Origin of the sequence: Edaphobacter lichenicola (genome assembly GCF_014201315.1) — a bacterium.
Taxonomy (GTDB): Bacteria; Acidobacteriota; Terriglobia; order Terriglobales; family Acidobacteriaceae; genus Edaphobacter; species Edaphobacter lichenicola_B.
On sequence record NZ_JACHDY010000005.1, the window covers coordinates 328720 to 352870 of the forward strand.

General features: G+C 59.1%; 24 protein-coding genes. 5 read left to right on the forward strand and 19 right to left on the reverse strand.

Annotated elements, in window-relative coordinates; genetic code table 11:
- Window positions 1–50: 50 nt before the first annotated feature.
- The 5 genes from lpxA to HDF09_RS16810 form a co-directional block, all read right to left on the reverse strand.
- Window positions 51–836 (reverse strand): acyl-ACP--UDP-N-acetylglucosamine O-acyltransferase, encoded by a 786-nt coding sequence (gene lpxA / locus HDF09_RS16790; protein WP_183768428.1) that lies wholly within the window; start codon window positions 834–836, stop codon window positions 51–53.
- Window positions 833–1354: a 3-hydroxyacyl-ACP dehydratase FabZ gene (fabZ, locus tag HDF09_RS16795; RefSeq protein WP_183768430.1), complete on the reverse strand. Its 522-nt coding sequence runs from the start codon at window positions 1352–1354 to the stop codon at window positions 833–835. Before fabZ ends, lpxA begins: the two co-directional genes overlap by 4 nt.
- Window positions 1355–1483: 129 nt before the next feature.
- Window positions 1484–2539, reverse strand: a complete 1056-nt coding sequence (gene cysK, locus HDF09_RS16800) for a cysteine synthase A (RefSeq protein WP_183768432.1) — start codon at window positions 2537–2539, stop codon at window positions 1484–1486.
- Window positions 2540–2602: 63 nt separating this feature from the next.
- Entirely contained in the window at window positions 2603–3475 is an 873-nt protein-coding gene (locus tag HDF09_RS16805; RefSeq protein ID WP_183768434.1) for a hypothetical protein, read from the reverse strand.
- Window positions 3476–3486: 11 nt separating this feature from the next.
- Window positions 3487–4290 (reverse strand): SDR family NAD(P)-dependent oxidoreductase, encoded by an 804-nt coding sequence (locus HDF09_RS16810; protein ID WP_183768436.1) that lies wholly within the window; start codon window positions 4288–4290, stop codon window positions 3487–3489.
- Window positions 4291–4380: 90 nt separating this feature from the next.
- Between HDF09_RS16810 and HDF09_RS16815 the strand changes: the two genes are divergently transcribed.
- Entirely contained in the window at window positions 4381–4767 is a 387-nt protein-coding gene (locus HDF09_RS16815; protein ID WP_183768438.1) for a DoxX family membrane protein, read from the forward strand.
- A 19-nt stretch (window positions 4768–4786) separates the two neighbouring features.
- Here the strand turns inward: HDF09_RS16815 and HDF09_RS16820 are convergent, their stop codons facing one another.
- The 3 genes from HDF09_RS16820 to HDF09_RS16830 form a co-directional block, all read right to left on the reverse strand.
- Window positions 4787–5188 carry a DUF1801 domain-containing protein gene (locus HDF09_RS16820; RefSeq protein ID WP_183768440.1) on the reverse strand — a complete coding sequence of 134 codons (402 nt, stop codon included), beginning with the start codon at window positions 5186–5188 and terminating at the stop codon, window positions 4787–4789.
- On the reverse strand, window positions 5188–5643 hold the full coding sequence (locus HDF09_RS16825) for a VOC family protein (protein WP_183768442.1): 456 nt from the start codon (window positions 5641–5643) through the stop codon (window positions 5188–5190). The genes HDF09_RS16820 and HDF09_RS16825 overlap by 1 nt, the downstream gene beginning before the upstream one ends.
- 117 nt (window positions 5644–5760) lie before the next feature.
- Complete coding sequence (locus HDF09_RS16830; protein ID WP_183768443.1) at window positions 5761–6801, reverse strand: cytochrome P450; 1041 nt, start codon at window positions 6799–6801, stop codon at window positions 5761–5763.
- Between the two features lie 269 nt (window positions 6802–7070).
- Here HDF09_RS16830 and HDF09_RS16835 point away from each other — a divergent pair, with 269 nt between their 5' ends.
- Window positions 7071–8573 carry a B12-binding domain-containing radical SAM protein gene (locus HDF09_RS16835; protein WP_183768445.1) on the forward strand — a complete coding sequence of 501 codons (1503 nt, stop codon included), beginning with the start codon at window positions 7071–7073 and terminating at the stop codon, window positions 8571–8573.
- 152 nt (window positions 8574–8725) lie between these two features.
- On the opposite strand, the gene HDF09_RS16840 is transcribed toward HDF09_RS16835, so the two are convergent.
- Window positions 8726–9181 carry an MmcQ/YjbR family DNA-binding protein gene (locus HDF09_RS16840; RefSeq protein WP_183768447.1) on the reverse strand — a complete coding sequence of 152 codons (456 nt, stop codon included), beginning with the start codon at window positions 9179–9181 and terminating at the stop codon, window positions 8726–8728.
- 51 nt (window positions 9182–9232) lie between these two features.
- Window positions 9233–9643, reverse strand: a complete 411-nt coding sequence (locus tag HDF09_RS16845) for a DUF3253 domain-containing protein (protein ID WP_183768449.1) — start codon at window positions 9641–9643, stop codon at window positions 9233–9235.
- Between the two features lie 292 nt (window positions 9644–9935).
- Here HDF09_RS16845 and HDF09_RS16850 point away from each other — a divergent pair, with 292 nt between their 5' ends.
- Window positions 9936–11135, forward strand: coding sequence for a D-alanine--D-alanine ligase (locus HDF09_RS16850; RefSeq protein ID WP_183768451.1), 1200 nt, complete (start codon window positions 9936–9938; stop codon window positions 11133–11135).
- A 48-nt stretch (window positions 11136–11183) separates the two neighbouring features.
- Window positions 11184–11819, forward strand: coding sequence for an energy transducer TonB (locus HDF09_RS16855; protein WP_183768453.1), 636 nt, complete (start codon window positions 11184–11186; stop codon window positions 11817–11819).
- A gap of 37 nt (window positions 11820–11856) precedes the next feature.
- On the opposite strand, the gene HDF09_RS16860 is transcribed toward HDF09_RS16855, so the two are convergent.
- The 9 genes from HDF09_RS16860 to HDF09_RS16900 form a co-directional block, all read right to left on the reverse strand.
- On the reverse strand, window positions 11857–13098 hold the full coding sequence (locus HDF09_RS16860; RefSeq protein WP_406704915.1) for a threonine ammonia-lyase: 1242 nt from the start codon (window positions 13096–13098) through the stop codon (window positions 11857–11859).
- A gap of 49 nt (window positions 13099–13147) precedes the next feature.
- On the reverse strand, window positions 13148–14002 hold the full coding sequence (locus tag HDF09_RS16865; protein ID WP_221270186.1) for a prephenate dehydrogenase: 855 nt from the start codon (window positions 14000–14002) through the stop codon (window positions 13148–13150).
- 18 nt (window positions 14003–14020) lie between these two features.
- Window positions 14021–15040, reverse strand: coding sequence for a 3-deoxy-7-phosphoheptulonate synthase (gene aroF / locus HDF09_RS16870; RefSeq protein ID WP_183768455.1), 1020 nt, complete (start codon window positions 15038–15040; stop codon window positions 14021–14023).
- Between the two features lie 87 nt (window positions 15041–15127).
- A complete protein-coding gene (locus tag HDF09_RS16875) occupies window positions 15128–15391 on the reverse strand; it encodes a chorismate mutase (RefSeq protein ID WP_183768457.1) in 264 nt (87 codons plus the stop codon).
- 115 nt (window positions 15392–15506) lie between these two features.
- Window positions 15507–16268: a tryptophan synthase subunit alpha gene (gene trpA, locus HDF09_RS16880; protein WP_183768459.1), complete on the reverse strand. Its 762-nt coding sequence runs from the start codon at window positions 16266–16268 to the stop codon at window positions 15507–15509.
- Window positions 16258–16680: a DUF4279 domain-containing protein gene (locus HDF09_RS16885; RefSeq protein ID WP_183768461.1), complete on the reverse strand. Its 423-nt coding sequence runs from the start codon at window positions 16678–16680 to the stop codon at window positions 16258–16260. The genes trpA and HDF09_RS16885 overlap by 11 nt, the downstream gene beginning before the upstream one ends.
- The gene (gene trpB, locus HDF09_RS16890) at window positions 16677–17912 is read right to left on the reverse strand and encodes a tryptophan synthase subunit beta (RefSeq protein WP_183768463.1); all 1236 of its coding nucleotides are present in this window, start codon (window positions 17910–17912) and stop codon (window positions 16677–16679) included. Before trpB ends, HDF09_RS16885 begins: the two co-directional genes overlap by 4 nt.
- A gap of 235 nt (window positions 17913–18147) precedes the next feature.
- Complete coding sequence (locus tag HDF09_RS16895) at window positions 18148–20625, reverse strand: RelA/SpoT family protein (protein WP_183768465.1); 2478 nt, start codon at window positions 20623–20625, stop codon at window positions 18148–18150.
- Window positions 20626–20869: 244 nt separating this feature from the next.
- On the reverse strand, window positions 20870–22993 hold the full coding sequence (locus tag HDF09_RS16900) for a winged helix-turn-helix domain-containing protein (protein ID WP_183768467.1): 2124 nt from the start codon (window positions 22991–22993) through the stop codon (window positions 20870–20872).
- 247 nt (window positions 22994–23240) lie between these two features.
- On the opposite strand from HDF09_RS16900, the gene HDF09_RS16905 reads away from it, so the two are divergent.
- Entirely contained in the window at window positions 23241–24068 is an 828-nt protein-coding gene (locus HDF09_RS16905; protein ID WP_183768469.1) for a retropepsin-like aspartic protease, read from the forward strand.
- The last annotated feature ends 83 nt before the right edge of the window (window positions 24069–24151 follow it).

The following is a 24151-nucleotide window of genomic DNA, read 5'->3' on the forward strand; positions in this document are numbered from 1 at the left end:
AACGGGCCAACTCCAATCTGATGCTCTGTGCCAGACACTACCTAAAGCGCCTACTTGATAATCCCACGCTCGCTGTTGGCGATAAAGTCCGCGAGATACGCAACATGCTCTCCCGCGCCGCCGGAGGCAATCGTCTCGCGAATGGCCGCCAGCGCATCGGAGATATTAAGCTTTGAAGCAAGCAGCGTGCGATAAGCCGCGCGCAGCTCCTTCAGTTGTTGCGGCGTAAATCCCCGCCGCTCCAAACCAACTTTATTCAGCCCGTAAGCATGGTTGTTCCGTTCTATAGAGGTGAGCGAGTAAGGAAGAACGTTCTGCGTAATCGTCGTCCCACCGCCGATGTAAGCGTACCGCCCAATCCTGCAAAACTGATGCACCGGACACAGCGCCCCAACCACCGCATAGTCTTCCACCGTCACATGTCCCGCCAGCGTAGCCGAGTTGGCCAGAATGCATCCATTACCAATCTGCGAGTCATGCCCAATGTGCGTATACGCCATAATCAGGCACTCACTCCCAACCCTGGTAGTTCCCCCGCCACCCTTGGTCCCGCGCGAAATCGTTACATATTCGCGAATCATATTGCCGTCGCCGATCTCCACCCGCGTCGGCTCCCCCGCATACTTCAAATCCTGCGGCGAGATCCCGATGCATGCAAACGAGAAGACACGATTCCCACGTCCCATCGTAAGGTGCCCATCGAGCACCACGTGCGAGACCAGCTCACACTCCTCGCCCAGCACAACATCAGGACCAACCGTGCAGTAAGGACCAACCGTGCAGCTCGCAGGAATCTGCGCACCCGCCGCAACGATGGCTGTCGGATGGATGCTCACTCTGCCGGAGTCTCCGGCGCAGCCTTCTTCACCACTCGCGGCACCACCTGGCACATCACCGTAGCGTCGCACACCAGCTTGCCATCCACCGTGATGTTCCCCAGCATCTTCACCGCTCGGCTCCGCCACTGCAGCACCGTCACCTCGATGCGAAGCTGATCCCCCGGCAGCACCGGCCGGCGAAACCGCGCATTCTCAATCCCCGTAAACACCATCAGCTTCTGGTCGCGGTCGGGAATCTCGGTCAGCAGCAGCGCCCCACCCGTCTGCGCGATCGCCTCCACCATCAAAACCCCAGGCATGATCGGGTAGTCCGGAAAGTGCCCCTGAAAGTGCGGCTCATTGATCGTCACATTCTTGATCGCCACAATCCGCTGCTTACGCTCCATCTCGACCACGCGGTCGATCAGCAAAAAAGGATAGCGGTGCGGCAGCAGGGACATGATCTCGAGAATGTCCATCGTAGTGCGTGCCGCTGGTTGTTCGTCGGCAATCTGATCCGTCGTAGTCTCACTCATGGCAAGGATGAGTATAAACGCCGAACCACGCCAATCGAACGAAACTGCTATCTCCGCGACCAACGGGAGCGCCAACCGAAGGGGTCACGAAGTGATCGCCCCGCGCGTAGCGGGCCCGTCCGGCAGGACTCACCCCGCCCCCTGCAGCTGCGCCCCCGGTGTCGACCGCGAGATCTCCAGCTCCTCCGGCGTCATATCCACCGCAATATCCGCAAACAGCGGCGTACTCAGGTACCGCTCCCCAGTATCCGGCAGCATGCACAGCACAGTCGAGCCCTTCGCCGCCTCCGCACACACCCTCAGCGCCCCGGCAAAGGTCGCCCCCGACGTAATCCCCACGAAGATCCCCTCCTTCAGCGCCAACTCCTGGCTGCACTTGATCGCATCGGCGTTCCCAATCCGCAGCACCTGATCAATCCTGTGGTCATCAATCGCATCCTGCGTCAGGCTCGAGATAAAATCCGGGCTCCACCCTTGCTGCGGGTGCGGAGTCCACGCCGGGTGGCTCCCCGACGGCGTCCGATCCGCATTCCGCGGCTGCGCCTCCCCGCTCGAGATCATCGGCGCCGCATCCGGCTCACACACCACAATCTTCGTCTCCGGACGCTTCTCCGCCAGCACCCGCGCCACTCCCTTCAGCGTCCCACCCGTACCAAACCCCGTCACCCAGTAGTCCAGCCGGTCGCCCTCAAAATCCCTCAGAATCTCCTGCGCCGTCGTCCGCGAGTGCATCTCCGCATTCGCCTCATTCTCAAACTGCAGCGTCCTGAACCACCCATGCTTCTCCGCCAGCTCATTCGTCTTTTTGATCATTCCCACCGCCCTCTCCGCCGCCGGCGTCAACACAATCTTCGCCCCCAGAAACCGCATCAGCTTCCGCCGCTCAATGCTGAACGTCTCCGCCATCACCACCACCAGCGGATACCCCTTCTGTGCGCACACCATCGCCAGACCAATGCCCGTATTCCCGCTCGTAGCTTCAATCACCGTCTGCCCCGGCTTCAGCGTCCCGCGCCGTTCCGCGTCCTCAATCACGCCCAGCGCCAGCCTGTCCTTCACCGACCCCAGCGGATTGAACGCCTCCACCTTCACATACAGATCCACATCCGGCGGCGCAAGCTTGTTGATGCGAACCACAGGCGTATTCCCCACTGTCTCCAGAATATTTGCGAACTTCCGTTTCATATCGTCTCGCTCCTTTGGTCTGCACAGAGTCTACTCAGGCCCGGTCGTTCTTACTGTTTTTTCTTACTGTTTTTTCTTCAACAACACATCCGGATTGAACATATCCGGCGAAGCATCCACGTCATACTCCACCTTCAGCAGAAACGTCTGACTCGCCAGATCCCCATTGTGATATCTGCTGATCGTAAGCGCCGTCGGCAGCCCCTGGATCGTGTGGTAGTCCGCATACTCCTCCGCGTCTTCGTCGAAGTCCTTGAAGGTCTCATTCCTCCACTCAAAGGTACGCCGCAGCGGCAGGTGCGTCGTAGCATCCAGGTACAGCGTCACCCCGTCGTTTTCCGCAGAAAGAATCGAGACCTTCTCGGCCAGCTGCCGCTCCACCATGCTCGTCCCTTCATACACCACCACCACGCCCGGAGCCTTCAGCCACGTATTCACCACCGCCTCCACCGAGTGCTCCTGCCGCCGATAAAAGTCCGTCACCTGATCCTTCGGCAGCTCGGTCCGGCCTTTGTAGGTCACCTCGTACCCCTTGCCCGCCGTCCATATCTGCACAATATCGATCTTCTTCCCCGGCAGAAGAATGCTCTTGTCCGTAATAAATCCCACCCGCAGCGCCTCGAACCGATTCGCCGTCGCAAACTGGCGCGTCGAAGTAAAGTCAATCACGATGCCCGTCGGCGTGCCCCGAAAGAAGCGCCCAACATGCCCAAGCTCGCGCATATTGCGCCGATGCAGCCATGCGTCCCCGCCCAGCGCCTCCACCATCTCATCCAGCAGCTTGTGTCCACGCTGCTCCGGCGTCTGTCCCGCAGGCGTCACCGGAGCAGCGCTGGGAATCTCGCTGGCCTGCGACCACAGCGACTGAGTCGTCCCCAATCCAAGGCTCAATCCAAGCCCAACCGCAACGCCGATTCTAACCACAATCTGCTTCATCGAGACTCCACTCATCCCACCAGCACCGCGCCGCCATTCACATTGAAGATCTCGCCCGAGATAAACCCAGCGAACGGCGTACAAAGAAAAAGTACAGGAGCAGCAATCTCCTCCACATGCGCCGGACGCCCCAGCGGAATCAGAGACAGCAGCTTCTTCGAGACCTCTGGATCGTTCAGCACCCCAGCCGAAGCATCGGTCGCCACCCACCCCGGCGCAACGCAGTTGCAATAAATCCCCTCGCCGATCAGCTCCGTCGAAAGGCTCTTGGTCAAGCTGATCAGCGCCCCCTTCGTAGCCGCGTAGTCGGCATGGAACGCCTCGCCCCTCTGCCCTGCCGTAGAGCTGATCAAAACAATATGCCCACGCGCAGAGCCGGTCTGCGGCTGAACCTTCATCTGGGCCACAGCAGCCCTTACCACCCCAAACACGCTATCCAGATTCGTCCCCATCGTCAAACGCCACTGTGCACTCGTCATCTCGGCGATAGGCGCATCCTGCGCAGGCCACACGCCATGATTCAGAATCGCGCAATCCACCCGCCCGAACGCCGCCACCGCAGCGCGCACCAGCGCCGCACCGTCCTCCGGGGTAGAAAGTGTCTGCTCCACCGCGCGACACACCTCAGGGCCGCCGCACTCCGCCACAATCGCCTCGGCCTCCTTCGCCGCCGACCGATAGTTGAAGACCACCTTCGCCCCCGCCTGCCGAAACATCCGCACCGTCGCCGCGCCGATCCCGCGCGAGCCGCCCGTAATCAGCGCAACCCTCCCGGCCAGCGACATCGTGACACCAGAGCTACCGCTATTCAACATAGATTAGACACATCCCATGATTCTTCTTGACGCCATTCAACCACACACAGAGAATTCTCTACCAGATCCCCTCGAAGGAGTTAGCCGCCTATGAAAATCGCCGTCCTCATCGCACGCATCCTGCTTGGACTAGTCTTTCTCGTATTTGGTCTCAACGCCTTCTTCCACTTCATCCCCATGCAAACCATCCCCGGAGACGCCGGAGTCATGGCCACCCTCATGTACACCCACGGCTGGCTCACCTTCCACGGCCTCCTCTACACCATCGCTGGCATCCTGCTGATCGTAGGCCGCTACGTCCCCGTAGGCCTGGTGATCCTAGGCCCAATCCTGGTCAACATCCTCGTCTTTCACATCACCCTGGCGCCGTCCGGCATCGGCATGGGCCTGTTCTGCACCCTCCTCGAGCTCTTCCTCATCTGGGCCTACTGGCCAGCCTTCGAAGGAATCTTCACTTCAGACGGCCGCCGAGCCTAGCTACCTCCGCGGCTGTTGCCTACCCGTTCTCTACGCGAGCCTTTATATCCGAGTACGCCATCTCGATCAGCCTGCCGAGCGATGCGGCGTCTGTTGCCGTTCCCGGTCGTAGCTTCACATGGCGCATGAACTTGCCGGTGCCCTGCAACAAGCGCGCCGGATCCGCCAGCGCTGCGCCATGAAAGAATCCCACGTTGACGTGCGAAGCGAAGACATTCACGTAGCCGAACGGCGCATCTCCCAGACACGCCACCGGACATCCGTCATGCACAAGCTCCCGGACCTCGTCCCCGCATCGTCGCATCCTCTCAAACCACTCCTGCGCGATGAATCCCAACTCCCCGCCATGCTCTTTCATCCAAGCATCGATGGAGGGATCGTGTTCGACGGCGCCGTCGAATCGCAGCAACTCCGTTCTCATCAGCTCTCGCGCGCAGCGGCTTCCAACGCGGGCAGGTCCATCTTGACCATCCCCATCATGGCCTCCATCGCTTTGGGGTGACTGATCAACTCGCCGATATTGCGTGGCACAATCTGCCAGCACAGGCCGAAGCGGTCTGTCAGCCAGCCGCAGGCCATCGGTTTGCCGCCCTCGATCAACTTGTCCCAGTAGCCGTCGATCTCTTCCTGCGAGTCGCAGCGGACGAAGAACGAGAAGGCCGGGTTGAGCTGATGCGCAGGGCCGCCGTTGAGAAAGACCATCTCCTGGCCTTCCAGCTCGATCGTGATCGTGGCAATCTTGCCCACGGGCCACGGACCGACGCCCTTCGAACGCAGCTCATCGAGCCTGCGCGCATGCGGGAAGACGCTGAGGTAAAACTCGGCGGCTTCTCCCGCGTTGTCATCGAACCAGAGGAATGGCGCAACTTTGTTCATGGCTGGCATGGTAGCAACGAGACGTCCGCGACGACAAGCCGACTTATCAGTACCAATCCAATGGCCCTTCTCGATACGCGCTGAATCGTGTGGCGATACTTACGTGGCTGCAATCTCTTACAGAGAAGCGACGACAGGTAAAGAGGAGGGCGATCGGAAGCCATCGCCACCGCGCCAGCTTATAGGCGAGAGAAGGCGCACCTTTGGAAGACGCTCGACGAGCGTGTAGGTGGCGGCAACAGTGGCGGTGCGGATAAGTGGTGCCCCGACGCATGCATGCCGCCCAGCGCCAAGGCTGACCTGTCCCAGGCCCCGACGCATGACAGACACCTCGTTTGGATTGGAAAAGCGATCAGGGTCTCGGTTCGCTGCGAAGATGCGTAGCGTAAGCCGCTCTCCATGGCGAATGCAGATTCCGTTGACCATCGTATCTGCCTGGGCTCGTCGATAGACAAATCGCGTCAATCCAGCAAAGCGCAACAACTCCTCTACCCCTCGTGCAATCAGAGCAGGTTGGCAATGAAGACGACTCCATTCTTCAGGATGATTGATGAGCCCGAACCATACATTCCCCAGCAGGTGCACCATGGTCTGCGAGAGTGCCACAAAACCAGACTCACGCAAAGGCATTGGGCCTGAGGCAAAGTAAGGACACAACGCCGCAGAGGCCGCCTTGGATCTTGATTTAAGTTCAAGCGCAAAGGGGTCGGCGGACGAGGCGGAGACCTGCCTGGCCAACTGATTGAGCGAGTCGATGTCATTACAGGAGGGTTGCGTCACTTGCAGCGCAAGCGCAAGGCAGACAGGCTCTGCGTAATCCTTGATCAGATCAACAGGCTGTCCCCAGTGGAGACTTGCAAGCTGCGCTCTGGCATCTTCGAACATCTGTCTTCGCACCGAGCGCAATACTTTTGACGAAAGTGCCTCGCGTGTCTCTAATCTCATACCAAGTCTGGCATCTTCATCGACTATCAACTCGCCTTTCTTGTGCGAAGGGCCGACCAACAAGAGCTCGGGAGAATGAAGTGCTGCAACGACGTCGGCGTAACGGCTCAGTATCCAACAATCGGCCTTCGAATCGAAATAAGCAGGCTGAACTCGTGGATGACTGCGAGCCCCTAACCAATCATCTTCCGACGCAGACCGTCTCTCCTGCATTGGAGAGTTCGTAGTTTCGTGTACGACAGGATCCGAGAGACTCATAGCAACTCGTCCTCCGCGAAAAAGACTGCCGCCGATCACAGGAGTGCATAACAGGGCCCAGGCGTTAGTGCAGTCCTCGAGATACGCGACATGCTTCATAATTACAGCCACATGCGCGATGCAGGACACCGATGACAATCTGCTTACAACACGATTACACCAGGCTGACACGTCTCTGTGCTTAGCGACCGATCCTCAGATGGAAAGTGTGGTACCGATCAGCCATGATGACACGTGGAAAGGTCGTCCTCTTCTATCCGCCATACGACGGACCACCTCTTGGAGCGCCCCTTTCACTTCTTGCTCTAGCTGGTACTCTTCGAGCCGCGTCATTCGAAGTTGTCCTGATTGATGCGGCGATCGAGCCCAACTATCTGTTGCGTATTGAAGAAGAATGCCAATTCGCCCTTTGCATAGGTATCTCTGTGCTAACCGGCCCAATGATTCGCGGTGCGATCGAGGCTGCCCAACACATCAAAAAACATACGCCTAATGTCTGCGTCGTCTTTGGCGGCTGGCATCCTACACTCTGTCCGGAGTCGACTCTTCAAGAAGAGTTCGTCGATGTGGTGGTGCGTGGGCAGGGTGAAATCACGATCGTCGAGCTTGCAGAGGCGCTTGCCGGCAACAAGCCTCTGGACTTCATTCAGGGGTTGTCCTGGAAGAAGGGCGGCCGCCTGATCGAAAACCTCGAACGGCGCGTGCAACCAATCGACACCTTTCCTCTTCCCGCCTACGAGCTAATCGACTTCGATGCCTATGAAAAGGCCTCCGGAAAACGAGAGCTGGCCTACGCAACCAGCGTAGGCTGTCCGTATGCATGCAACTACTGCACCGACATGGTGGTCTATAAGCGACGCTTCAATGCATATTCAGCGGAGCATGTCGTTGGAGAGTTGACTGGGCTTGTCAAGCAGTATGGTATTACCCACGTCGCGTTGCTCGACTCCAACTTTCCCGTCGATTTGCGGCGGGCGATTGCCATCGCTCAGGGCATTCGTGACTCAGGCGTAAAGTTCACCTGGACCTTTCAGGCCTCTACCGATTTTATCTGCCGCATGAGTCAGGAAGAGGTTCAACTACTGGCTGACAGCGGCGTCACTCATATGGGCTTTGGCACAGAGTCCACATCGAAAGCCGTACTGAAGCTGATGAATAAGCGGCACCAGCGCGTCGACGAGATGTACGAGACAGCGCGCAAGACGAGCCTGGCCGGCATTCGCGTCACCTTCAATCTCATCCTTGGCTATCCTGGCGAAACCGATGAGGATCGGCTGATTACCTTCCGAACCATGAGCGATATCGGTAGAAGATTCGGCAACATGCGCTTCTCACCCAACATCTTCACCCCCTACCCCGGAATTCCTATTTGGCCTCAGCTTCGCGAACTGGGAGTGGTAGAACCGAAGACCCTGCAGGAATGGATGGATATGCCACTGGGTGCGAATCTTTTACCCTGGCTCCAAGGGCCCGAGTTTAGCCACTTCGAGCGGGTACTCTCTTTTTTCCTTCTTCTAAATCAGCTGCGCAAGCATTCTGAGGAAGCTACGTTCACAAAACGAGTATTCAACCTGATACTCGAAACGACGATTCGTTGGCGGCTTCAATGGAGTCTTTTTTCCTTTCCTTGGGAGCTATGGCTCTCAAAGCTATCAGAGCATTTAGTGAGACGCCGTTCCCTCATTACAGGACAGGAGCTTCCGGTCGGGGCCGCGAAGGTCTGCTGATCTCCGCAGTTGCAGCAATGCGGTGGGTCCTCCCGTTGGCCGGAAGAAAGATGGCTCGCGACCAACGGGAGCGCCAACCGAAGGGGTATACAAGTCACGAAGTGACCGCTGCCCGCGCAGGGCGCCAGTCCGGCAGGACAGAGCTTCTAGGCTCACCGTCCTCTAGCAGCCTTCGCAGCCAACAACTTCCTCCGCTCCGCGATCAACCGCTTCTGCTGAGCCGCAGGCATCTCAAGCACCGCCCGAACCTTCGGTGGCAGCTTCGCCAGCGTAAGCGCATGCGCCGCACTCAGCTCCCGCTCCCACTCCGTCTTGCGAAACACATCCCAACCAGACACCGCGACCCAAAAAATACGAGCCGAATAAGGAGCAGGAAAAATTCCATCGACCTCAATCAACTCCGAGTAGCGCTCCGGCCCTGCAGAATAGGAGATCACGCGGCTCTTCTCACTCCGCTCCAGGCTCTCGTTCTCGTCCAGTCGCATCATCGCAAACATCTTGCCGCCAATCGCCTTATCTCCCACCCAAAAGACAAGCCCACCCCACTGCGCCGTCTCAAGCACATGCGGCAGACCCAGCAGATAGCTGCGAATCCGTTCAATATCCATCCCCGGAGTATAAAACGCGGCCGATCTAAATTCGCCCCGCAACCGTAAACTTCAACGCAACCGCAAACGAATAGCTCCCTTCGCGGTCGAAGGATCAACCATGTGCCCATGACGCGTCACCACGATCCTCCCCGCAGCCACCAACCGCCGAGCCGCAGCCCGAGCCGGCTCCATCAGACCCTCCCAGTCCCGCCGACTCTCCAGCCCACCCACCGCCTTCGCCGCCTCCGACGGACAGATCGTCTTATCCTGCCCCCGCTCCGCCAGCAGCTCAAGGATCGCCGCCTCAAGCTCAGCGTCCAACTCCCCCGGCCTATACCCCCTGCACTCATCGCTGCAGTACTTGATCACATCCCAGTCCTGCGCCCACCTCTCGCGCCACGCAAAGCTGCGCCCACACGTCTTGCAGATCTTGTCCCTGTGCGGAGTAGTGCGTTCGGGTTTGCGTCGACGGTCCGGCATAAAAAAGAACGAGCAGGGAACCCATAAAAAAGAAGATGCAGGGAGCCGCAGAGCCACCACGCGCCCGGTGCAAATCCCTGAAAAAATCTTACAAAAAGTTGGCGTATTTTTTCGACCTCGAAAGTGACGGCTAAAACACCACATCAGCCACGCAAATCACCACAACTTCACCACAAAAAACCACTACAAAACACACCAGAATTCGCAAAACCCCCAGCAAAAGACCACTTCGATACCCAACATTTTTTTTTCCGCGGAACCCTCCAAATTTAGGAGAGACTTGTACCTATCCATGACGAAAACGACGAAACAAAAGAAGCAGACCAAACAGACCAGCAAGCCCTCCCCCAAAAAACTCCGCGTCGGCATCCTCTTCGGTGGCCGCTCCGGCGAGCACGAGGTCTCCCTCCTCTCCGCCGCCTCCATCCTCAAATCCATCGACCAGTCAAAATACGAAGTAATCCCCATAGGAATCACCAAACAAGGCCAGTGGCTCACCTCCGCCGCCGCCCAGCACCTCCTCGCAGGTAACACAAAACCCGCGCCAATCCAGAAGAAACGCGCCACCACCGAATCAATCGAACTCCGCGCCAGCGCCAATCTCGCCCAGCAGAACGGCTCCCTCGCCCAATCCCTCGACGTCATCTTCCCCGTCCTCCACGGTACCTTCGGCGAAGACGGCACCATCCAGGGCCTCTTCGAACTAGCCGACATCGCCTACGTAGGCTCCGGCGTCCTCGGCTCCGCCACCGGCATGGACAAGTCCGCCATGAAGCAGCTCTTCGCCGCCGCCGGCCTGCCGCAAACCCCGCACGTCAACCTCCTGCGCAGCGAGTGGAAGGCCGACGCCAAACGCTGCATCAAGCGCATCGAAAAGAAGCTCGACTATCCCGTCTTCGTAAAACCCGCGAATCTAGGCTCTTCCGTAGGCATCAGCAAAGTTCACGACCGCAGCGAACTCGCACCCGCCATGGACCTCGCCGCCAGCTACGACCGCAAGCTCATCATCGAGCAGGGAGTCGGCGGCCCCGGCGCAAAGCCTCGCGAACTCGAAGTAGCCGTCCTCGGCAACGACTCCCCCGAAGCCTCCGTCGTCGGCGAGATCGTCCCCGGCGCCGAGTTCTACGACTACAACGCCAAGTACCACTCCGACACCTCCATCCCCATCATCCCGGCCAAGCTCTCCAAGTCCGAATCAAAACAGATCCGCGAGATGGCCATCGCCGCCTTCCGCGCCTGCGACTGCGCCGGCCTCGCCCGCGTCGACTTCCTCATGGATCCAGCAGTTGTAAACAAGAAGGGCAGGGAATCAAAACCCGCCCGCATCTACCTCAACGAAATCAACACCATGCCCGGCTTCACCAGCATCAGCATGTACCCCAAGCTATGGGAGGCCACCGGCATGCCCTACAGACAACTCATCGACCGCCTCATAGCCCTTGCCGCCGAACGCCACGAAGAAAAACAACAGACCACCTTTACCCGCGTCTAACCACAATCGCATCGCGGTCACATGACAGAAAAAGAGAAAGGAGGAGGCATGGACACCAACGGTAAACCAGTCACAGCTCCACGCCGCACGCCGAACTACGCCCTGGCCTCCTCCCTCCTCCATCTGCTCCTCCTCGCCGCGCTCATCCACCAGAGCGCCTCATGGATCGCCCCCATCCGCCTACCCGGCAGCCCCCACGGAACCAATCTCCTGCTGACGTACTCCCCCGGCAAGGCCCCGCTACAAACCTCCGCCCCCAACCCCAAAACCCAGCCCAGACAGGCCCAATCCACCACTCCGCTGCCAACGACACCCACGCAAAAGCCGAAAGACGCCACCGCCTCTCCCAACATCAGCTCCCCAGCCTCCACCCAGCCAGACTCTGCCGCAGGCGCCGACTCCCTCGGCTCGGGCAACATCAACATCGCCCTGCTCAGCTACTTTCCCACGCCCAAACCCGACCTCACCGCCCTTCCCCGCGGCACCAAAGGCGACGTCATCCTCGACATCGTCATCGACACCACAGGCAAGATCGCCGACATCAAGATGACCAGTGGCCTCGGTCACGGCATCGACGAAAACGTCATCGCAACCGTCCAGCAGTGGACCTTCCACCCCGCCACCAAAGACGGCCAGCCCGTAGCGAGCGAGCAGGAGCTTCACTTCCACTACGAAAAGGCCTGACCGCCAAAGCGCCGGCCCAGACGCCAAGCCCAGATCGCTAGACCACCTGGCTGTACCTGTAACCGCCGGCAGTCATCGCAGCCAGCAACTCCTCTACCTGCTCTCGCCCGCGCGTCTCCATCGTGATATCGATCGTCGTATCGCCCAGGTTCACACCGTAATACGCCCGGTTGTACAGCGTATCCACGATGTTCGCGCGGTACTTCGCAATCAACAGCGTCAGCTCCGCCAGCGCCCCGGGCTTATCCAGCAGGTGAATCCGTAGCCGGATCATCCTTCCATCCTGCACCAGGCCGCGTTCGATGATCCTGCTCAGCAACGTCACATCGATATTTCCGCCGCACACCATCACCGCGGTATGCGCCCCGTTCAACGTCGTCTTCTTCTGCAATAACGCCGCCAGCGCCGCCGCTCCCGCACCCTCGGCCAGCGTCTTTTCGCGCTCGAGCAGAACAAGAATCGCCGAAGCAATCTCATCTTCGTCCACCGTGACAATCTCATCGACATACCGCTCGACCACGGGAAACGTGACATCTCCCGCACGCCGCACCGCGATACCATCAGCAATCGTGGTCGAGGCCTCCAGCGTCACCGGATGACCCAACGTCCGCGCCTCCACCATCGAAGGCAATCTGGACGTCTGCACCCCGATCACGCGAATCTCGGGCCGCGACTCTTTGATCGCGCAGGCGATCCCGCCAATCAGGCCGCCGCCGCCGATCGGCACCACCACCGCCTCCAGCTGAGGCACCTGCTCCAGCAACTCAAGCCCAATCGTGCCCTGCCCCGCCATCACCATCGCATCGTCGAACGGATGAATAAACGTCATTCCCTCCGCCTCGCAGAGTCGGGTAGCCTCCTCGCAAGCCTCGTCGTAGTTGGCCCCGTGCAGCACCACCTCTGCTCCAAATCCCCGCGTCGCCGTAACCTTCACCAGCGGCGTCGCCAGCGGCATCACGATCAGCGCACGAATCCCCCGCTTCGTCGCATGATAGGCAACGCCCTGTGCATGGTTCCCCGCGCTGGCAGCGACCACCCCCCGTGCAGCCTGCTCCGGCGTCAGCAGCGCAAGCCGGTTCAGCGCCCCGCGCTCTTTGAACGAGCCCGTCATCTGCAGGTTTTCCAGCTTCAAATACACCTGCTGCCCCGTTAGAGCAGACAGCATCTGCGAGTGCGGACAGGGCGAGTAGTAGATCGCCTCACGCACCCGCTCCCTCGCTGCGGCCACATCGGCAAGGCTGATACTCAGTTGGCTTATCGAATCCTTCACAGGCATCATGATCTCTCTTCAAACTCGCAAACATCAATCTTCTAGCGTAAAAAACTAATCATCGCCGCTGACGAAACCGGTTTGCCAGCGTAAACTCATCCCGCAACTCCGGCGTCCGCAGATTCTCCCGCACATGCTGCAACCGCTGCTCGAGCGCGAGCAGAGTATCCGCGACCGGCCCCGAGTTGGTCATCGCGACATCCCGCCACATGCTGTACGGGCTCGCTCCCAACCGCGTCGTCTCCCGCAGCGCACGGCCCCCGATCGCCGCAATCTCCGGAGCATCGCCAAACCTCTCTTCCAGCAGCGCCGACAGGGCAGTCGAGAGCATCTGCGGCAGGTGACTCACCCACGCGCACATCTCGTCGTGCCGCGTCGCATCCATGTCCAGCATCCGCGACCCGAAGCACCCAATCCATCCGCGCCACTCTCTCTCCATCGCGGTCATCTCGAGCGTGATCGGCGTGAACAACCACATAGCGCCGTCAAAAAGTCCTCCCTCCGCCAGCAAAGCCCCTCCGGACTCTTTGCCCGCCATCGGATGTCCAGGGAGAAAAACAGCCGTACTGTCTCCAGGGAACAACTCCCGCGCCAACTCCACAATCTCGAGCTTCGTACTCCCGACATCGGTCACCAGCTGCCCCGAACGTAGCACCGGCGCCAGCTGTTGCATCCAGTCTTTGATCGCAAGTACCGGCACCGCCAGCACAATTACATCCGCCAGCCTCGCCAGCTCCAGAGCGTTCTCGCGGCTCGCCGCCCTGCCGTCGATCGCACCCATCTGCACTGCGGACGCCATCTCGAGTTGGCTGGTATCCCATCCGTCGATGCGCCCCCCAAAGCCAGCCGCACGCAGCGCCAGGCCCGTCGAAGCGCCAATCAATCCCGTCCCAATGATGAAAACCCGCTCCATTATGCCCGAATCCTCGCCTTACGCCATGACCCTGTTCACCACTGGAGCCAGCAACTTCAGCTGCGCCATCAGTTTTTGTAACTGTTCAGGATACAAACTCTGCGCTCCATCGCTCATCGCTTTATCGGGGTTCGGATGCATCTCCATCAGCAGTCCATCCGCCCCAGCCGCGACACTCGCCAGAGCCATCGGCGGCACAAGATCGCGAATCCCAACGCCATGCGATGGATCGCCCAGCACAGGCAGATGCGTGAGCTTCTTCAGCACCGGAATCGCCGAGATATCCATCGTATTCCGCGTATAAGTCTCGTACGTCCGAATCCCCCGCTCACACAGCATCAGGCTATAGTTGCCGCCCGAGAGAATGTACTCCGCGCTCAACAGCACCTCTTCAATCGTCGCCGAGATCCCGCGCTTCATCAGCACCGGCTTGCGCACATGCCCAAGCTCGCGCAGCAGATTGAAGTTCTGCATATTGCGCGCACCCACCTGAAAGCAGTCGATAAAGGGGAGCATCAGCTCAATCTGCGAGATCTCCATCACCTCTGTGATCACCAGCAGCCCGGTCTCATCCGAGACCTCGCGCAACAGCTTCAACCCATCCAGCCCCATACCCTGAAAGCTGTAGGGCGAGCTTCTCGGCTTAAACGCGCCTCCCCGCAGAAACTTCGCGCCCGCAGCAGCAACCTGTTTCGCGCTGGTCAGGATCTGCTCCCGAGACTCCACCGAGCACGGCCCCGCCATCACCACCACTTCCTTTCCGCCCACCACCACGCCGTTCGGAAACGTAACCGTGGTTCCCTCCGGCCGGAAGCTCCGCCCCGCCAGCTTGTATGGCGACGAGATCCGATAAGCGTCATAGACGCCGGCCAGCACCTTGAACTCGGCGACGTCGAAGTGTTCCGGCGTCCCCACACCCGCCAGAATCGTCTGTACCGCGCCCGTTGTCCGGTGAACGTTGAAGCCAAGCTCCACCATCCGTTCAATCACCTGCTGAATATTCTCTTCCGTCGCCTGGTCATGCATCGCAACTATCATCTTCTTCGCTTCACTCTCTTTTACGTAACAAAATTAGCTACAAATCAATCCGGCAGATTGCAAACTTCCGGCTCCCGTGCGGGCCAGCTAAAGATCTCTTCGCTGTAGCGTCCGCATCACGTCAATGATTCGCTCGTAGACATGGAGCAACTCAGCGTCCGCCAACGGTCCCGGATTCGCCTTGCGGACACGGTCGAAGACCTCCTGCTCCCGCCGAGGCTCATAGACCGGCAGGTCCGCGGTCTTTTTGATCTCGCCAATCGCGCGTGCAGCCTCTGCCCGCTGGCTGATGAGTCGAACGATCTCAACATCCAGCTCATCAATCTTCCGTCTCCAGTCGGAGATATCCATCCATTCGCCTCGCAGTGCAGCCGACCACGCCTGAACGCAGCTCGCTGCAAAGTATTTTGTACAGACAATGATAAACGTCCCATCGCGCCGCTTTGCCCGGACAACTCAGCGGTCCTCATGCTCTCAACCCCGCGATGAACTGCCCAACCGCAGTCGCGGCATCGGCAGGTGGAGTCTTCTCGATAAGAGCCACAATAGCGCTTCCGATAATGGCCGCATCGGCGAACTCCCCCACCGCCTTCACATGCTCAGCGTTCGAGATCCCGAATCCCACGGCGATCGGCAGCTTCGTAAACCGCCGCAGCCGCGTCACCAGCTCCGAAGCATCGCCGGCCACCTTCTGCTGCGTCCCGGTGATTCCAACCCGCGAGATCGCATACACGAACCCCTGCGACACACCCGCAATCGCCTTCAACCGGGCATCCGGACTCGTAGGCGCAGCCAGAAAGATCGGTGCCAGCCCGTTGGCCTTCATCGCCTCCAGATACTCCCCCGCCTCTTCGACGATCATGTCCGTAAGCAGCACTCCATCCGCTCCAACCCCGGCCGCTCGCGCGCAAAACGCCCCCATCCCCATCCGCACCACGGGATTCAGATAAGAGAACAGCACGAGTCCCGCTGCCGGTCGCGCCGCCCGCAACTCCTTGGTCAGCTCCAACACGTCGGTCAGCCTTACCCCTCGCGCCACGGCACGCTCACTGGCTCGCTGAATCACCGGCCCATCCGCCAGCGGATCGCTGAACGGAACCCCAAGCTCAATCACATCCGCGCCGTTATCAATCGCAGCCAGAGCAATATCCCTCGTCGTCGCAAGGTCCGGATCACCCGCGGTGAGGTAGACAACAAGCCCAGGTTTCTTCCGGAAGCTAACGGACATCGTTTCTGACCTCCTCGTCTTGCGTGACGCGGATGTTCTCGCACTCAATGTCCACGTGAAGATCCGCAATGCGTCGTAGCGTATCTGCAGAAAGGAACCAATCCCGGTTGATCCCCGATACCTGGTTGTAGACGTGAAAAGTTCCGAAGAACTTCTTAGAGAGATCGGCGACTCTCTCACGCTTCAACGACAGTGCGCCAGCCAAGTACGCTAGCTGGTCGCCAACGTGGTCGGAATCGTCATCCTCAGGCTGCCAACACCATTCCGCTCCAAGTCTCGGACCAATCGCGTCCGGTGGACCAGGATCACCGATTCGCTTCACCCGGCTCGGCTGGATTTCGAGAAGGCGAGTAATTTCATTGGGGTCAAACTTTCCACTAAGGCAAAAGTAAGGGTGCAATACCTGACTCATCCTTTCGCTCCTTCCAGGCTCAACTCTTTCCGGAGAATCCCCATATCCTTATCGCCACGTCCCGACAGATTCACCATCAACACATCCGTCTTCGCCATCGTCGGCGCCAGTCGAATTGCCTCCGCAACCGCATGAGCACTCTCAAGCGCAGGCAGAATCCCCTCCGTCCGCGACAGCGTCACCGTTGCCTTCAACGCCGCATCATCCGAGCACGAAACATAGCTCGCCCGCCCGGAATCATGCAGCATCGCGTGCTCCGGACCCACGCTCGCATAGTCCAGCCCGGCAGAGACCGAGTGCGTACTGCTCACCTGGCCGGCATCATTTTGTAACACATACGAGTACGTACCCTGCAGCACGCCCGGCAAGCCGCCGCCTACCTTTTGAAACCGCGCCGCATGCTCTCCCAGCGCCGTCCCTCGCCCGCCAGCCTCAACACCGATCAACTGCACATTCGCATCCGGCAAAAACTCATAGAACGCACCAATTGCATTCGAGCCGCCGCCCACGCAGGCAACGATCGCCGTAGGCAGCTTCCCCTCCTGCTCCAGCATCTGCGCCCGCGCCTCACGGCTGATCACGCGATGAAAGTCCCGAACCATCGTCGGATAAGGATGCGCCCCCAGCGCACTGCCGAGAATGTAGTAGGTCGTCCGAACATTCGTCACCCAGTCCCGCATAGCCTCGTTGATGGCGTCCTTCAGCGTAGCCGACCCCGCCGAAACTCCACGCACCTCCGCCCCCAGCAGCCGCATCCGGTACACATTCAGCTCCTGCCGCCGCATGTCCTCCTCACCCATATAGACGACGCACTCCAGACCCAGCAACGCGCAGACCGTCGCCGTCGCCACCCCATGCTGCCCCGCGCCCGTCTCCGCAATAATCCGTTGCTTCCCCATCCTCCGCGCCAGCAGCCCCTGGCCCAGCGCGTTATTGATCTTGTGTGCGCCGGTATGCAGCAGATCTTCGCGCTTCAAATAAATCTTCGCCCCACCCAACTGCCCGGTCAGTCTCTTCGCAAAGTAGAGCGGAGTAGGCCGCCCACAGTAGTGGTGCAGCAGGTCATCCAGCTCAGCCTGAAACGCTGCATCCTTTTGAGCCAGCGCATACGCCTCCTCCAGCTCCTCAAGCGCCGCCATCAGCGTCTCCGGCACATACCTCCCGCCATACACGCCAAACCGCCCCGCCACCGCCGCACCTATAGTCGTCCCTGCACTCGAACCTGCACTCATCGGCCTCTCCTCGAATCTCGCCTTGCACAAAACAAAAGCCGCGACTTGGAAGGTCGCGGCTCGTATGGATGTCGAATCAACTGAAGTTACAGATATCTCTCAGATGAAGCTACTCCGCCGAGGCCGCTATTGAGCGCCAATAGCGGAGAATAAACGAAATTCGGCTGGACTGAAGAATCATCTTGCTATCAACCATACATCCTGCTCACCGCCTCTGCAACCCTGCGCCGCGAACCTAGATCTTCTGCACCCTCTGCACATCCCGAACCCCCGGCACCTTGCGCAGATTCTGCACTAGCTTGTTCAGGTGCCTCACATCCACCGTCTCCACCACAAAGTCCACCATCACCTGGCCATCCGGCAAAGGCTTGGTATCCACGCTGCGAATATTGGTCCCATCGTCGGAGATGATCGCCGTAAACTCCTTCAGCATCCCCGCCCGGTCATCACACAACACCGTCAACTTCACCGGATACGTCTGCGCCTTATTCGTTCCCGGCTCGGTCGGCGATGGCGACCACTCCACCTGAATCCTTCTATCCGACTCGTACAACAAATTCTGCACATTCGGACAGCTTCGCGCATGCACCGCCACGCCCTTGCCCCGCGTCACATACCCCACAATCTCCTCACCGCGAATTGGGTTACAACAACGCGCCCGGTACACCAGCAGATCGTCCTGCCCCTCCACCTGCAGCGAGTCCGAACCCTTCCCGAAGAAGACTCGCTTCACCGCCTCCGACATCTGCCCAACCACATTGCCGACTCCACCCTCCGGCAACGCAGGCTCCGCCGACATCGTCGAACCCGGCTCCAGTTTATTCAGAACCTGCCGCGCCGAAAACTTCCCAAACCCAACACCCGCCAGCAGCTCCGCCTGCGTCCCCAGCCCATACTCACTGGCGACCCTGTCGTAGTCGGCCTCATGAAACTTGCCCAGTGCCAGCTTGTACTTTCTCGCCTCGCGGTCCAGCAGCTTCTTGCCGATCTCGATCGCGCGCTCCCGCTGATGTTCATTCAGCCAGTGCTTGATCTTGTTCCGCGCCCGCGAGCTCTTCGTAAAGCTAAGCCAGTCGCGGCTCGGAGCATGTCCAGCCTGCGTCGAAATCTCGACAATATCCCCATTCCGCAGCTTCGTTCGCAGCGGCACAATCCGTCCATTCACCTTCGCGCCCACCGTCGTATTCCCCACCTCGGTGTGGATCGCATAAGCAAAATCAATCGGGCTCGCATCCTTCGGCAGCACCACCACCTTGCCCTTCGGAGTAAAGGTGTAGACCTCCTCCGGATACAAATCGATCTTCAGCGTCGACATGAACTCATTGGGATCGGTCATCTCCCGCTGCCATTCCATCAACTGCCGCACCCACGCCAGCCTCTGCTCATCCTTCGCGCTTACGTTGTCGGACGCCTTGTACTTCCAGTGCGCCGCGATGCCCTCCTCCGCAACGCGATGCATATCCTCCGTACGAATCTGCACCTCGAACTGATGCTCCCCCTCCGCGATCAGCGTCGTATGCAGCGACTGATAAAGATTCGGCCGAGGCATAGCGATAAAGTCCTTAATCCTGCCCGGCACCGGCCGCCAGATCGAGTGCAACAACCCCAGCAGCGCATAGCAGTCCTGCACCGAGTTACAAATCACCCGAATCGCCAGCAGATCATAGACCTGATCAACCGGAATCTTCTGATCCACCAGCTTCTGCTGAATCGAATACAGCCGCTTGATCCGCGACTCCACCCGCCCCTGAATCTTGAACTCCTTCAGCTTCGCCTCAAGCTGCTTCACAATCTTCTGAAGAAACTCTTCGCCCTTCCCGCGCAGCGCGTCCACCTCAGTCGACACCTGCTCATACGCATAAGGATCGGTATACCGAAACGCCAGATCCTCCAGCTCGCCGCGCAGTTTGCCCATGCCCAGCCGATGCGCCAGCGGAGCATAGATATCCAGCGTCTCCCGCGCAATCTTCTGCTGCTTCTCCGGCTTCAAATGCTCAAGCGTTCGCATATTATGCAGCCGGTCCGCCAGCTTGATGATCACCACTCGAACATCGGTCACCATCGCCAGCAGCATCTTGCGAATATTCTCCGCCTGGTGATCCTCGCGATTCGCAAACTTGATCTTCTCCAGCTTCGTCACGCCCTCGACGATGTGCGCCACCTGGTCGCCAAACCGCTTCGCAATTTCAGCAGACGTAACATCGGTATCCTCGACCGCATCATGCAGCAACCCAGCCGCAATCGCAGTCGAATCCATCTTCAGCTCCGCCAGCACCTGCGCCACTTCCAGCGGATGAATAATGTAAGGCTCGCCGCTCGCCCGCTTCTGTCCCTCATGCTGCTGCAAGCAGAACACCCAGGCGCCGCGAATAATCTCCAGATCATCCGCCGGCCGGTTCTCATGCACCGTCTCCAGCAGCCGGTGAAACTTCGCATCCACCGCATGGATATCCTTCGCCGAACTGCCCGTCAGGTGGCTCGCCGAAGACTCCTCCACGCCCGCAATCACCAGCGCCGAGGCATCAGGCGCCGCAGACTTCTTCTTCTTCACGCGAGACGTCGTGTCCGATCCAACCGGTGGTTCCGCGACCGGAAGAGCTGCTTCCAGCTCGATCCCCGTATCGGTATGTTCCACATCCGGCTGGCTCTTCGGTTCGTCGTGCGGCTTCGTCTGCGGGCCAGCCTGCGAAGAGGCCGGAGGAGCGATTGCCATAGTTCATTATAGGCCGAGCAGTCAACTCCTTAGCAGCCCTGGGCAGTATCGACATAGAGTACGACTGAAGATCTGTCATTTCGACCGGCGAGGGACGGCCGTTTGTCCCGCATAGTTGGAGAAACCTGCCGTTTGCCGCTGCCAGTCCAACGCCGATCCCTGGACCAATTGAGAACGAACCCGGCCTGGGGACGGAGCGGAGTATGACACGGAATCGTTGCGCGAGAAATGCAGATGCGCCGGTCTAAAACAGTTTGATCATCCAGGCGTTGCTGTTTACGGCGGCCGAGGGCATCGCGATGTGCTGGCCGTCTGGAGATGGGAGCGCCCAGGTTGTATTGCTTCCCTTGGGCTCCCAGAGTGGAGTTGCATTTCCTTCGAGATCGACATGGAGCAGGACGGCCCGAGGTTGAAGAGTACATATGAAAAATCCTGAGCCATCGGCGGTCCAATCAAGAGAGATCCCGTTAGTCCAACCCTTGACGGTGATGGTCTCCATGGTGTGTGTTTCTATCGAAAGCACGTAGATCTCAGGGGCGTCCCGGCGCTGGATCGCGATTCGGGTGCCGTCTGGTGAGAGGGCCCAGCCATAATCGGACTTCCAGTCCACTCTGAATCGCCCCAGCTCGGGTCCCCGGCCCGCGACGGGGTCAACACTCCAGAAGACGAGTTGATCTTTAGCCACCGTGGCAATGGCGCAGAGCCGTGATGGTGCCAGAGCGCAACTTGGGGTATCGAACAGGGCATCCCGAAGAATCACCTGCGGCGTGCCTCCTGCCATTGCTACTTTCTTCAGATCCATGGAGGTACCGGGGACGTAGCCAGCCGGAAATGGTTCGTACAAGAGCCACGCGCCGTCAGGAGTGACACGTCCGATTAGATTCCCCAGCCCGGCCGATTCGATACCTGTGACAATCGGTGTGACCTCACCGCCCGTAAAGGGGTATCGAAAGAAACCCATCTTCGGGCCGCGATTAGACGCAAAGACAACCTCCCGGCTATCGGGGGTCCATGCCACGGGCCATTCCTGTCCTTCGGTCGAGGTAAGGGGCCTGGGAGGACTGATCCGTTTTGTGCCGGGTTCGAAACCGGCGACATAGACGCTGACCTCGAATGATCTCTTCAGAAATACAAGCTTCTTACTGTCCGATGTCGCGGACGTGGTGTCGACGCAGAAGCCCGTATTATGCGTCAACTGCTTCGGCGCGGCTGAGAAGGTGCCCTCGGTCTTGTTGAGGCGCGCAACCCAGTAGTTGCAGGTCTCTCCCGTTCGGTCGCTTTCACCGAGGACGTAGAGTAGCCGCCCATCCTGCAACCAGTAGAGGCTCCGCAGTGCGTTGTCAGACAAAAGGGTTACCGGAGGCCCGCCTTTGAGCTCTCGAGTTTCCATCGAGATCTGGAATTGTCCCGACTTTCCTGCATATCTGAGGTACGCGATGCGATCGCTGTCAGGCGACCACTGAACAAAGCCGAACGCGTTCGCTTCGCCGGCGTCGTCAAGCTTTCGCAGGTCATTCCCCTTCGTGTCCATCAGCCATAGCTCAGACATCGGGCCGTTGATGCGCGTGGCTTTTGTAAGAACGATGGAGGAGCCATCAGGAGAGAGCGTCCACGCGATGGCGTTATCGCGAACCTTTTTTAGTTTGCCCGCCAGAACAGAGCCTTGCCAGATCACAGAATGACCGTCTCCTCCAAACTCGTTAACGAGGAATTGCGAACCATCCGGAAACCATTGAAAACTCCAATTGATTTGTCTCTCCTCAGGCTCGGACTGCCGCTCGATGTCACGCACCTCACCGGTCCGCAGCAGTGTGATGTGCACTCCGGTGATGTCACCGAAGAGGAGATATTTGCCGTCGGGAGAGATCGCAACCCCGGAGAGTGGGTTATCGGAAGAATGTCGAGTAAGTTGCGACTCGCCAAGTTCTGTCTGAGATGCTTGTCTTCGCGACCATAGAGCGCGTCCGACGGCGAGCAGAAGAAGAGCGGCTGCTACGAGCGACCACCGACGGAACCAGGAGACAGAAGAATGGACGGCTCCGGAAGAATCAGACCTGCCCGGCACTGCAGCCGGAAGTTGCTCTAAGTTGCCAAGAACATCGTCGTCCGAGGTTTCGACCGGGGGAAGAAATCGATATCCCACTGTCGGCACCGTGACGATAAATCGTGGCGCCGCGGGGTCGTCCCCCAGTACCCGCCGCAAAACCGCAACGCTGCGGGTGAGTGAGTTGTCGGTGACCGCCGCTTCGCTCCAAACCGCGTTCAGAAGCTCATCTTTCGTGATAAGCCTGCCCGGGTTGTGAAGAAAAAAGAGGAGTAAGCGAAACGCCTTCGGCTCGACGCGTGACACCTCGTTTTCTCTCGTCACGGTGAACTCGCGCTCACGGACCTCGACCCCTCCGAACCTGAAAACACGATACTTATGGTCCATCACAAACGCATCACCCCCTCTCCGAGAAGCATCACGTTCCGATCACGACCATGCAGACGAATGCGAGGAGAGTTTCACCCAGCCGATCCGGCTGAGGTGATCTCCGATGTTCAAGTTCAAGGTACTCGCACTCACTCTGCCCCTCATTCCTTTGCTACACGCAAGAGCACAATGCCCGGGAAATGTGGCAAGTCTACACGTGCGCGTCATAGAGCGCTCACTGGTCGTCGTTCCGGTGAAGATCAATCACAGCGGTCCATACGACATGGTGGTCGATACCGGCGCTCAGGTCACCACAATTGATCCGGCGCTCCAAACCGAGCTCCATCTCTCGACCGAGGGGACCGCCGGTGTGATCGGAGCGGGGGTCTATGAGCGGGACAACCTGATTCGACTCGATCTGTTGGAGGCAGGTTCCCAGGCCGTTGCCAGTGCGCTCGCGGTGGTAGGGGACTTGCGACAGTTGCAGGTAGCCGACAAGAATATCCGGGGAATTCTCGGCTCCAACTTTTTAGGACACTTCGATATGCTGCTGGACTACGCCCATGGCGTTCTTTGCCTCGACGACGGAAAGCGTCTACAGCAGAAGGTGAAGGGCGAACATATCGCGCTGATAAAAGCAGCGAAGTCGGACGAAGGCCCACCCTTTACGGAACGATCCGTGATTACCGTGAGAGTATCCGGCGTCAATGCTCGGGATCTCCATCTGATTCTTGACTCAGGCAGCAACGCCCCACTGTTGTTTAACAGCGCCCTACTGCCCGTGGATCTGTCGAAGAATGCTGTTCTGACGAGAGTCGACGGCAAGGGAGTGAAACGGAGGTTTGCCGTCCTGATGGCGCCGGATATTCAGGTTGGCACGCATTCGTTTCACCGGATCCCATTTGTCACACCGATAGACACAGGGAGAGATGTACCAAAGCTGCAAGAAGATGGGCTGCTACCAACGGTGCTCTTTCAGTGGATCTACATCAGCCACTCCCAGGCATACGCAGTGATTGAGCCGTGGTAGCGATCTTTGGTGGTGGCGGCCCAACTTGGGGCTCCTTGTGGCGGATGCGGCCTACTCATACTGAAACGATCGCCAGAAAAACA